At 67.5% G+C, this 10,802-nt stretch carries 8 protein-coding genes and 1 pseudogene; 5 read left to right on the top strand and 4 right to left on the bottom strand.

What is annotated here, in order from left to right:
• Positions 1 to 114 precede the first annotated feature (114 nt).
• The 4 genes from ACFXMF_RS32825 to ACFXMF_RS32810 all read right to left on the bottom strand — a co-directional run bounded on the left by ACFXMF_RS32825 (position 115) and on the right by ACFXMF_RS32810 (position 4,362).
• Entirely contained in the window at positions 115 to 1,491 is a 1,377-nt protein-coding gene (locus ACFXMF_RS32825; RefSeq protein ID WP_379989545.1) for a carotenoid oxygenase family protein, read from the bottom strand.
• Positions 1,492 to 1,540: 49 nt separating this feature from the next.
• Positions 1,541 to 3,019 (bottom strand): DHA2 family efflux MFS transporter permease subunit, encoded by a 1,479-nt coding sequence (locus ACFXMF_RS32820; protein WP_379989544.1) that lies wholly within the window; start codon positions 3,017 to 3,019, stop codon positions 1,541 to 1,543.
• Between the two features lie 97 nt (positions 3,020 to 3,116).
• On the bottom strand, positions 3,117 to 3,632 hold the full coding sequence (locus ACFXMF_RS32815; RefSeq protein ID WP_360314049.1) for an SRPBCC family protein: 516 nt from the start codon (positions 3,630 to 3,632) through the stop codon (positions 3,117 to 3,119).
• Positions 3,633 to 3,795: 163 nt separating this feature from the next.
• Positions 3,796 to 4,362, bottom strand: coding sequence for a TetR/AcrR family transcriptional regulator (locus ACFXMF_RS32810; RefSeq protein ID WP_360314047.1), 567 nt, complete (start codon positions 4,360 to 4,362; stop codon positions 3,796 to 3,798).
• 845 nt (positions 4,363 to 5,207) lie between these two features.
• Here ACFXMF_RS32810 and ACFXMF_RS32805 point away from each other — a divergent pair.
• From ACFXMF_RS32805 to ACFXMF_RS32785, 5 genes and pseudogenes are all read left to right on the top strand, one after another.
• A complete protein-coding gene (locus ACFXMF_RS32805; protein ID WP_379989543.1) occupies positions 5,208 to 7,010 on the top strand; it encodes an ABC transporter substrate-binding protein in 1,803 nt (600 codons plus the stop codon).
• A complete protein-coding gene (locus tag ACFXMF_RS32800) occupies positions 7,007 to 8,068 on the top strand; it encodes an ABC transporter permease (RefSeq protein ID WP_379989542.1) in 1,062 nt (353 codons plus the stop codon). The genes ACFXMF_RS32805 and ACFXMF_RS32800 overlap by 4 nt, the downstream gene beginning before the upstream one ends.
• Positions 8,065 to 8,985 carry an ABC transporter permease gene (locus tag ACFXMF_RS32795; protein ID WP_379989541.1) on the top strand — a complete coding sequence of 307 codons (921 nt, stop codon included), beginning with the start codon at positions 8,065 to 8,067 and terminating at the stop codon, positions 8,983 to 8,985. The genes ACFXMF_RS32800 and ACFXMF_RS32795 overlap by 4 nt, the downstream gene beginning before the upstream one ends.
• On the top strand, positions 8,982 to 9,983 hold the full coding sequence (locus ACFXMF_RS32790; RefSeq protein WP_379989540.1) for an ABC transporter ATP-binding protein: 1,002 nt from the start codon (positions 8,982 to 8,984) through the stop codon (positions 9,981 to 9,983). The genes ACFXMF_RS32795 and ACFXMF_RS32790 overlap by 4 nt, the downstream gene beginning before the upstream one ends.
• A pseudogene (locus ACFXMF_RS32785) lies at positions 9,980 to 10,768 on the top strand (ABC transporter ATP-binding protein); the annotation flags it as partial. The gene ACFXMF_RS32790 and the pseudogene ACFXMF_RS32785, both read left to right, overlap by 4 nt.
• Positions 10,769 to 10,802 lie beyond the last annotated feature (34 nt).

Below are 10,802 nucleotides of genomic sequence, written 5' to 3'. Positions count from 1 at the left end.
GCCCCCGTGCGACGCACGGGGGCTGTTCGGCGAACGTGGGTCACGTCGGTCGTCCGACGTGTCGGACCGGCCCCGCCGATGTTGCGTACGGGGTGCCGATCGCCTTGGCAGGGGTCAGTTCGGGTCCGGAATCCAGGAACCGTGGATCATCGCCGGAATCCGGCGCGGGAGACGGACGGTGGCGACCGGGGCGGCGGTCAGGTCGCGGGCGTCCAGGACCAGCAGTCGCGAGCGCTCGGTGTTGAGATCGCCGACGACGGTCAGGAGATAGCCGTGGTCCTCGTCGACGGCGTCCGCCGCCGCCACGAAGACGGCCTCGCTGGGGAGTTGGCCGACGCCGACCGGACGCAATTGCCGGGCACCGGTGGCGCGGTCGTACTTGACCAGGGTGTGGTTGCCGATGCCTTCGTCGTTCGGGAAGGCCAGTGCGTACTGATAGCGGTGAATGCGGCCGAGGCGGCTCTCGTTGATGGTGGGGAACTCCACGATGAGGTCGTCGGTCTGCTCCTCGGACGCGGTCCCCGAAGCCGGATCGACGACCCAGCGGCGATTGGTGGAGCCGGAGGTGGGTTCGGCGCCACGGCCGGGGCGGCCGGTCCACCACGCCCACGAGCGGTCCCAGCCGGTGCGGTCCACGGTGGAGCCTTCGATGACGATCCGGCCGAGGGCGTCCTCGTAGGCGTTGGCGAAGTGCATGCCGAAGCCGGCGGCGACGTCGTACCAGCGGATGGCGGCGGCGCCTGCCGGGCCCTGCGGCATGACGCCGATCCGGCAGGGCTGGTCGTCGCTCCATCCGTACGGGATGCCGGAGTGTTCGGTCGGATCGAAGGTGACGGACCCCTCGAGGAAAAGGACGTGGTTCTCGGTGATGGCGAAGTCGTGCTTGAGTGCCGCGCTCGCGCCCGGCACTTCCTGACTGATGGTCAACTCGCCGTCCCGGGCCACGACGTAGTAGGTCAGGAAAGGCGGGAACGGTGACGAGGCGAAGAAGTGCAGGTCGCCGGTGACCGGGTCCTCCTTCGGATGCGCCGTCATGAAGGAGGTCAGCTTGCCGCCGAAGTCGTAGGCGCCGACGGTGTCGAGTTCGGGCGTGATCTCGTACGGGAGCGCGGACTCGCACAGCGCGAGCAGGCGGCCGGCGTGTTCGATGACGTGCGTGCCGGCCGTGCTGACGGTGAAGTCGGGACCGCGCTCGGTCGCATACGGGGCACCGTCGAGTGCGGGGGTGCGGACCCAGCGGTTGCGGTACCACTCGGCACGGCCCTCGCGGAGGCGGATGCCGTGCACCATGCCGCTGCCCTTGAACCAGTGGGAGGTGACGACACCGGGCTTGGGGTTGTGGCTCGCCCGCAGCAGGCTGCCGGTCAACTCGGGCGGGAGGGCGCCTTCGACGATCAGATCGGTGGCGGTGATCTCGTCGGCGACCGGGGCGTAGTGCCCGGAGAGGTAGGGCTTCTTCTCGGTGCTGTCGTGGGTGTCGACGGAGTTCATGGTGAGCTTCCCTTCGAAAACGTGGTGGTCGGGGCCGGGGCGAGGTCGGTCAGGAGCGCTCGGCGGCCGGTGTCGGCGTGGCGGGGTCGGTTGCCCGACGGGCGAGCAGCGGGGTCAGTGCGGTACCGACGGCGGCGATCGCCGCCGAGACCAGAAACGCGATCCGGTAGCCGTCGGTGAGCGCCACGATGTGCGTGGTGCCTCGGGCGGCCTCGGTCCGGGACGCGGCCAGCGTGCCCAGCACGGCCAGTCCCAGCGCACCGCCGATCTGGCGCGTGGTGTTGACCAGTCCGCCGTCCAGTCCGCCGTCCTTGGCCGGGACCCCGGTCACGGCGGCGCCGGTCAACTGCACGAACGCCGCGCCGAGGCCCAGGCCGACCACGACGGTCGGGCCGAGGATGTCGCCGGTGAAGCTGCCGTCGGCGGAGATCTGCGACAACCACAGCAGCCCGGCAGCGAGCAGGGTCATGCCGACCGTGAGCGTGGGCGTCGCCCCGATCCGGCGGGCCAGCCTCGGGGCGATCGCCGCACCGATCATGTTCGCGACGGCCAGCGGCAGTTGGGTGACCCCGGCGCGCAGCGGGCTGTCGCCGAGGACCTGTTGCTGGTAGAGCGGAAGGAAGAAGAACAGGCCGACCCAGACGCCGCCCAGCAGCGCCATCACCACATTGGCCGGGGCGACCGCGCCGACCCGGACCAGTCGGGGCGGCAACAGCGGTCGGGGGTGGCGCAGTTCCAGTACGGCGAAGAGCACGAGCAGGACGGCGGACACGGCGATCGACGCCAGGACCCATGTGTCGGTCCATCCGGAACGGCCCGCGGTGGTCAGGCCGTACACCAGGGCGACCAGCCCGAGGGTGACGGCCACGGCGCCGCCGATGTCGAGGGAGCGCAGGCCGTCGCCCGTCGTGGCGGAGTCGGGCAGTACGCGCAGGCCGACCGCCAGGACGGCCGCGGCGGCGAGGGCGCTCGCGAAGAACACCGCGCGCCACCCGAGCCCTTCGGTGAGCACACCGCCGAGCAGGACGCCCGCGGCGCCGCCCGCGCCGGATACCGCGCCCCACACGCCGAGCGCCTTCCCGCGCGCGGGGCCGGGTGGGAAGACCTGCATGACCAGGGACAGCGCGGCCGGCGCGACGGCCGCGGCGCCGACGCCCTGTGCCGCGCGGGCGGCGATGAGCACACCGCCGCCGGTGGCGATCCCCGCGGTGGCCGAGGCCGCCGTGAGGATCACGAGTCCCGCGTTGAGCACCCGGCGGCGGCCGAGCAGGTCGGCCACCCGCCCGCCGAGCAGGAGCAGCGCGCCGAAGGCCAGGCCGTAGGCGTTGATGACCCAGGCCATCCCGGTGCCGGACAGCCCGACCCCGTCTCTGACCTGTGGCAATGCCACGTTGACGATCGAGGTGCTGAGCACGACGACGAATTGGGCACAGGCCAGTACGGCAAGGATCGGCCCGGATCGGGCGACGTGCGGAGCAGCCGCCGCGGCGGTGGGCGCGCCCGCGCGGCGGCGGCGGGGACCGGACATGGGAGCCTCCTGGACATTGTCGATTGTGAGTGATTGATCAATCATTCTTTGGGTCGAAAAAAGAGCCCTCTGCGGGCAGCGCCCGGTCGGCGCGCGTTCAGTCGCACCGCCCCTCGGCGCGCGCCTTGAGGTTGTGGAGCCAGTGGTCCAGGGAGGCGTCCAGCGCGCCCTGCAGGAACTCCCGGTTCGCCTCGACCGGTTCGCCGGCCCAGGACTCCTCGGTGTGCACCACGACGCCGTTCTCGGTCTTGGCGAACGTCCACACGTGGACCGCGGTGATGCCCTGCGCGGGGCCGCCCCACACGATCCGCTTCTTGGGCTGCACCTGCTTGACGGTCGACGTGATGCCTTCCAGGCCCTCGGTCGACCAGACCCACGACGAGCCCGGACGCAGCGCTCCCGGCGTGCGCTTGACCACCGAGGAAACGCCCGGCTGCCAGGACGGCCAGCCCTCGACGTCGGTCTGGATGCGCCATACCCGGTCCAGTGGCGCGTGGATGACGATCTCGTCACGGGTGATGACCGGCGCCGACTCGTCGACGCCGATGGGTGCCGTACCGGCGCCTACGGCCAACGGCAGGGCGGTGAGGCCGGCGATGAGGGCTGCGAACATGACGGTTCCTCCTGGGTTGCTTCGGTCACCGATCCGATCGCCGACCATGACTGACTGATCACTCACTCTTCGATCCGAAAGCAGCCGGGAGCGACACGACGCGGTGCGTCGGGTCGCCCTCGGAACCTCCGGGGATGGTGCGGGATGCGCGGGAGTCCGCGACTCAGTGGTGCCGGATGCCCGTCGTGAGCGTCCGGGCCCACGGGCCGTCCGCCTCGTGCGCGCCGATGGCGGACACCAGGTGACACAGCGCGCCCCGGGCGAAGAACTCCTGGACCTGCGCGTCGGTGCCGCCCGAGGCACCGCGCACATACTCGACGAGCCGTGCGTATCCGGTCCGCACCACATCGCGGATCACCACCTCGGACGCGGCGGCGGCCTGGGCGTGGATCTGCACCATCAGCAGGTCGTTGTCGCTGATCAGGCGGGCGTACTCGTCCCCCATCGCAGCCAGTACGACCTCCGCCGAACTGCTCTCGGCACCTGCGGCACCGCGCTCCAGACTCTCCCGAATCCGCGCGAAGCAGTGCTCGACCACCGCGGCGAACAGGCTTTCCTTGTTGGGGAAGAGCCGGAACACGTACGCCTGCGAAATGCCGGCGGCCTTGCCCACCTCTGCGGTCGTGGTGCCGAAGTAGCCCCGGGCCGCGAAGGCGCCGATCGCGGTGCGCAGCACCGTTCCTCGGCGTTCCTCCGCGGTGGAGAGCGTCCTTCGTTGTTCCGTCTTCATGTGAGTACTCAATCACTCACTCTTTTGAGGTGTCAAGCGGAGCCGGGCATCGAACAGGTGACCTGCGGTTGCGAACGGTTTCGCAGGCGTCCGAGGATCGTTTTCCAGGAGGTGGCTGAGCCTCGGTTCGTGTGGCGTCCCGTGCGGGGGTGCTCGTCGTGGCCGAGGACGGTGGCGCCATGTCCTCATGCCCTGCCCCTGAGCCCGGCCGCGTCCTGGGATGTCGATGCCGGCCAGTGCGTCCGCCCGGACCGCCTGTCCGTCGCCCGGACTGATGCTTCACGTCTCGACGCAGGCAGCGCATACATGCCCACCTTTGGAGGCGCTCGACCCGAGCACGCGGTTCCTCACGTGTCGGGCGAATTTCGGCTTATTGGAGCCGATCACCATGACCGCAAGAGGGGAAAGCGCCCGGGATTCCGCCCCCCTGTGCCGCAACGGCAGCAACGGCAACAACGGGTCAACCCGAGCCCACAACTCGTCCGAGACCAACCACAGCGGCGCCTTCCCCACGCCCACCGCGACGCCCCGCCGATCCCGGCGACACGCCCCAAGCCGCCGAATCAGCCCTTTGTGGCAACTCCTCTAAATCTGCCGAGCCAAATTCAGCCGAAGCGCCAAAGATGCCCAGGGCATCGGCTGGTCTACTGATCGGAATACGAAACGCACGTGCCACGAGGGCGCACCCTTCGAGGACGTGGACACGCCGGTCACCGGCGTGAGGGAGGCCCAGTATGTCGTGGAGATCCGCATCAGGTTGTCGCAGGTTTCACCCCCGAGTCTCTTTCGCGCGAGTCGCCACCGCGTCTCTGGCAGCGATAGCTCTTGCAGCGTTCCTTACCAGCATGTTTACCACCTCCTCCGCCGTTGCCGGTCATCGATCAGGGACCGATTCGGTTGCATCAGGACCCGGCAGCGCGGGTTCGCGGGGCGCGGGCGGAAAGCTCACTATCGGGGCCGTTGGCGAGGTCGACACGCTTAATCCCTTGACATACATCCTGTCCAACTCGTACGCCCTGATACCGTACCTGTTCGAGGCATTGACCTCGCCCTCTCACGATTCCCTCGCCGAACAGGGACCGGGGCTCGCCGAATCGTGGAATGTCGCGGCCGACGGCCTTACCGTCACGTACCACATGCGGCCTGGTCTCAAATGGAGCGACGGGAAACCGCTCACCGCAGCCGACGCAGCATATACGCTCGGCCGCGTGCTCGAGGGTGGGCAGGGGAACAGTACATGGGGAAATTATCTCGACAACGTGAAAACCGTGAACGCCCCGGATGACATCACCGTCGAGCTGAGCCTTGGCGCGCCGAGCGCGACGCTGCCCAAAATGCCGATCCCTATACTCCCGAAGCATATCTTTGAGCATTATCCCGACGAGAAGCTCGACCAGTATCCTCTCGGCCCGAAAAGCTTGGTGACGTCCGGGCCCTACCGACTCCTCGAGGGAGGGGCGGGCAGCTCGTTGTACCGCTTCGAAGCGTGGCCCGGTAACTGGCGTGGGCTCAGTCCGGTCGCGTACGTCGACTGGCGGTTCTTCAAAGCACAGGACACGATCATGCAGGCGATTCGAAAGGGGGAGATCGACTATACACCGAGCGTGAACGCGCTACAGGTTCGAAAGCTCAAGAGTCGGCAGCACATGTACGCCGGTCAATTCCCACTCCTCGGCAACTTCGTCGAAGTGGGTTTCAATTCGGGCTCTTCCGACCTCAAGACAGGCCGGCCGCTCGGTGATCCGAACCCTGCGGTTCTCGATCCCAAGTTCCGTTTCGCGTTGTCCACCGCCTTCGATCCGGCGGAGCTTTCGCGCAAGGCGTTCAAAGGAGGTCTGTCACCTCTGAGGACGATCGTCCCCGACGGCTTCCCGGACTTCCAGTGGAAGCCGCCGGCAGACGGCACGACGTACGATCCGAAACTCGCCGCCCAGAGGCTCGACGAGGCCGGCTACAAGCTGGACGCCCACGGCAGGCGCACCCTTCCGACCGGCCGCTCGGTACCACGGCTCCGGATCGCGGTCGACGCGTCGGACCAGTCGTCCCTTCTCGCCACTCGACTCGTCCGCGAGTGGATGCAGAATCTCGGATTCGACATCACGCTCGATGCGATGACGGCCGACAAGCTGACCGACGAAATCCTCAGCGGGAATTACGACATGTTCTGGTGGGGCTGGGGCTTCAGTGACGACCCGGACGCGATGCTCGTCTACCTGACTTGCGACCAACGCTCGCTTCAGAGTGACAGCTGGTACTGCTCCGAGGAATACGACGATCTGTACACCGAACAGAAAAACGAACTGGACCACGACAAACGCGTCCAGATCGTCAAGAAGATGCAGCAGATTCTCTACCACGATGCTCCCTACATCGTGATGGGACAGCCGATGGCGCAGCAGGCATATCGCAGCGATCGGTGGACGGGATGGACCTCCGCGTTTCAGCCCGGTGGTGACGTCATGGCCGACGTCACCAGTCTCTACGACCTGAGGCCGACCGATGGTGCCGCTCAGGACGTGAGTGCGGACCGAACGGCGCGAACGGCGACAGTCGTCTACCGCAGCCTCGCAGCGCTGATTCTGATCTTGCTACTCGGGCGATTCGCAGTAGCGCGATGGCGCCGAGCGACAGCGGAGGAGCGAGAATGACGTCGCCATCGATCTCTACCGCCACCCATGTCGACGGGCTGGTCGGACCAGGCTTTGCTCATCGACGTTCACGGCTCGCCGGCCGCTTCAGCCGCAGGTTCGTGCTGACGCAGTTCGCCGGTTCGGCTTGCGCGCTGATGTTCGTCATCGTCGTGAACTTCTTCCTGTTCCGGGTGATCAACCCCCATCCCGAACGGACCCTCGGCCGAGGAAAGGCTCGTACCGCAGAGGACCTGGAAGAGATCCGGCGCCGGCTGGGACTCGACGAATCGCTCTGGATGCAGTTCGGAAAGTACCTGAAGCAGGTCTTCACGGGAGACTTCGGCGTTTCCTTCCAGTACTCCAAACCGGTCCCCGACCTCATCGGGGAGCGCGTATGGCCGACCCTCCTCCTCGTCCTGCCGGCGACGGTTCTCTCGATCTGGCTGGGCAGCCGGCTGGGCAGCCGTCAGGCGTGGAAGCACGGCGGGCGGTTCGACCGCTCGACATCGGCCTTCGCGACCGTCCTGTACTCCATGCCGGAATGGTGGCTCGGTCTGTTGCTGTTCATGGTGTTCGCCGCCAACCCGGTCTTCGGCGTCTTCCCCATCGGCGGGCTCCATTCGCCCGGAGTCGCACCGATGAGCGTCGAGGGCGTCGCGGACACCATCTGGCACCTCGTCCTGCCGACGACGACGCTGACGGTCACATATCTCGCCGAATACTCGATGATCATGCGGTCGTCCATGCTCGACGTCATGGGAGAGGACTACCTGCTCACCGGGCGCGCCAAGGGGCTCTCCGACCGGCAGGTCCTGCACAGGCATGCGCTCCCGAACGCTCGGTTGCCCATGACCACGCTCATCGCACTCAACCTGGCGTTCACCGTGGGTGGTGCGATCACCATCGAGACCGTCTTCTCCATCCCGGGGCTCGGACTGCTCACGAGCGAAGCCATGAGGATCCCCGATCTGCCGCTTCTGCAGGGGCTGTTCCTCGTCTTCTCAGCCGCGGTCGTGGTCGCCAACATGGTGGCGAACTTCATCTACGCACTCCAAGATCCGAGGGTGAAAGCATGACCACAGCACCCGCTCCCCCTCGACGGTCCAGCGCGAGAGCGCTCCGTTGGAAGCTCCGTCGCGAAGCCTGGGGTCGTACGTGGGCGAAGTTCCGCGCGAACCGGGCGGGCATGGTCGGACTCGCCGTGCTCCTGGTCTTCGCGGTCATCGCGGTCTTCGCGCCGCTGCTGGCCGACTCCCATGAGTTGCGCGTGAGTGCCGCGTCGGGTCCGATCCTGGCGCCGCCGAGCCAAAAGTATCCGCTCGGAACCGATGACAACGGACGTTCGATACTCACCCTGCTCATATTCGGGGCCCGCGTTCCGCTTCTGGTGGGCCTGATGGCCACGGTCATCTCGATGGTGATCGGCACGATCGTCGGCATGGCCTCGGGGATATCGGACGGGTGGGCAGGCACCGTCCTCTTCCGGCTCACCGAATGGTTCATCGTCATTCCATTCCTGCCCCTCGCCCTCGTCCTGGCGACCTTGCTGGGCGGCTCCTTGCTCTCGATCATCGTGGTGATCGGCATCACCGGCTGGCCCGCGACGGCGCTGGTGATCCGGGCGCAGACATTCTCGGTGCGCGAACGGCCGTTCATGGAACGAGCGCGGGTGCTCGGCGCGGGGCCCTGGCACCTCATGTCGAAACATGTGTTCCCCAACGTGCTGCCGCTCGTGTTCGCGAACACGACACTCACGGTCGCCGGGTCGGTTCTTGCCGAGACCACGCTGTCCTTCCTCGGCTTCGGCGACCCGACAGCGGTTTCCTGGGGCACGATGCTCAACGCGGCGTTCGGCACCGGCGCCGTGTCGCTGGGGGCATGGTGGGCGCTGCTCCCGCCCGGTATCTGCGTCATCGTGGTGGTACTCGCGTTCACGATGGCCGGCCAAGCGCTCGAGGACATCGTCAATCCGCGCCTCAAGGAGGGCCGATGACCCAACTGCTGAGGATCGAAGATCTCCGGGTCACGTACCGATCCGGTCGAGGAGACATCGCCGCCGTGCGCGGCGTTTCTCTCTCACTCGACCAAGGCCGCTCCCTTGGCATCGCCGGCGAATCGGGTTCGGGAAAGTCCACGGTGGCGAGCGCCGTGCTGCGGCTCCACCCCCGCAAGGCAGGCGTGGGGGGGCGGGTCGAGGTCTGCGGCAAGGACGTCAACTCCCTCACCTGGGGCGCGCTGCGCCGCATGCGCTGGTCGGATGCCGCGATCGTCTTTCAGGGAGCGATGAACTCGCTCAACCCCGTGCGGACGGTGGGCGAGCAGATCGCCGAACCCATTCTCGTCCACCGACCCGAGACGACGCGGCGTGCATGCGATCTCCGCGTGGCCGAACTGCTCGACATGGTGGGCCTCGCGGCGGAGCACACGTACAGCTACCCCCATCAGCTTTCGGGCGGACAGAAGCAGCGCATCATGATCGCCATGGCGCTCGCCTGCGACCCCAAGCTGCTGATCGCCGACGAAGCGACCACCGCGCTCGACGTGAAAGTGCAGGCCCAGATCCTGCGTCTGCTTCGAAACCTGGCGGTCGAGCTCGAACTCGGCTTGATGATGATCAGCCACGACCTCGCGGTCCTGTCGAGCGTGTGCGACGAAGTGGTCGTCATGCACGGCGGCCGCATCATAGAGCAGGCTCCCGGTCCGAGGGTGTTCGCGCAGGCGAAGCATCCCTATACGCGGGCTCTCGCAGGCGCGTTCCCCACGATCGGCGACCCGGCGTCGAGGTATCGGCCCCAGGGGCTCGCGGACGATCCGGTCACCGTCGTCGACGACGTGGCCGAGCGTGAATTCGCCGCGCAGTGCACGTCTCTCGACGGCGACTGCCTCGTCCACAAGCCGGAGTTCGCCAGGTACGCACACGGGCTGAAAACCGGCTGCCTGCGCGCCGAGGATCTGGGCATCGCCCGTACGGAATCGACGGTGGCCCGATGAACCGCATCGTGCTGAGCGCGACCGATCTCCATGTCACGTTCCCCTCACTCCACGGTCGCAGCGAGGTCCGTGCCGTTGACGGCGTGAACCTCGAGGTCCGGGACGGCGAGATCCTGGCTCTGGTCGGTGCGTCGGGCTCCGGAAAGACGACGCTGAGCAGAGCGCTTCTCGGCCTCGAACGTCCCACGAGCGGAGAGGTGACCGCTCTCGGCAAGCGGCTTCCCACCGGTGGCGCCGCGCTGCGCGGCTACCGCCGCCGGGTCCAACTCGTCATGCAGGACCCGTCGGGTGCGCTCAACCCGAAGCACTCCGTGTACGAGTCGGTGGCCGAGGGCATCCGGCTGCACCGGCTCGTCGCCGAGCACAACGCCCGCGGCGATGACGTCACCGAGGTCGATCTCGTGGCACGAGCACTCTCGAATGCCGGCCTGCGCCCGCCGGAGCAGTTCTTCCTGAGCTACCCTCACGAGCTTTCCGGCGGTCAGCGTCAACGCGTCCTCATCGCCGGCGCGCTCGCCGTCGAACCCGAGACCATCATCGCCGACGAGCCCGTCGCAAGCCTCGACGCGTCGCTCCGCGGAGAGATCCTCAGCCTCTTCCTCCGGTTGCGCGAACAGATGCGCCTCAGCGTCATGGTCGTCACGCACGATCTCGGCCTGGCCTGGAACATCGCCGATCGTGTCGCGGTGATGCGATCCGGCCGGCTGGTCGAGGTCGGAACGACCGAAGAAGTGCTGCTGAATCCGCAACACACCTACACGCGCGAGCTGCTGGCCGCGCTGCCAAGCGAGCAGCACCGAGCCGGCCATGAAGGAACGT

The organism is Embleya sp. NPDC059213 (assembly GCF_042754445.1).
Taxonomy (GTDB): domain Bacteria; phylum Actinomycetota; class Actinomycetes; order Streptomycetales; family Streptomycetaceae; genus Embleya.
Note: the sequence above shows the minus strand (reverse complement) of the source record. Positions and strands in the feature narration are given on the sequence as shown.

Bases quoted from the DNA above. Each gene is read 5' to 3' on its own strand.
- ACFXMF_RS32815 (WP_360314049.1), bottom strand. From the start codon at position 3,632: ATGTTCGCAGCCCTCATCGCCGGCCTCACCGCCCTGCCGTTGGCCGTA.
- ACFXMF_RS32795 (WP_379989541.1), top strand. From the start codon at position 8,065: ATGACCACAGCACCCGCTCCCCCTCGACGGTCCAGCGCGAGAGCGCTC.
- ACFXMF_RS32800 (WP_379989542.1), top strand. From the start codon at position 7,007: ATGACGTCGCCATCGATCTCTACCGCCACCCATGTCGACGGGCTGGTC.
- ACFXMF_RS32825 (WP_379989545.1), bottom strand. From the start codon at position 1,491: ATGAACTCCGTCGACACCCACGACAGCACCGAGAAGAAGCCCTACCTC.
- ACFXMF_RS32810 (WP_360314047.1), bottom strand. From the start codon at position 4,362: ATGAAGACGGAACAACGAAGGACGCTCTCCACCGCGGAGGAACGCCGA.
- ACFXMF_RS32790 (WP_379989540.1), top strand. From the start codon at position 8,982: ATGACCCAACTGCTGAGGATCGAAGATCTCCGGGTCACGTACCGATCC.
- ACFXMF_RS32820 (WP_379989544.1), bottom strand. From the start codon at position 3,019: ATGTCCGGTCCCCGCCGCCGCCGCGCGGGCGCGCCCACCGCCGCGGCG.
- ACFXMF_RS32805 (WP_379989543.1), top strand. From the start codon at position 5,208: ATGTTTACCACCTCCTCCGCCGTTGCCGGTCATCGATCAGGGACCGAT.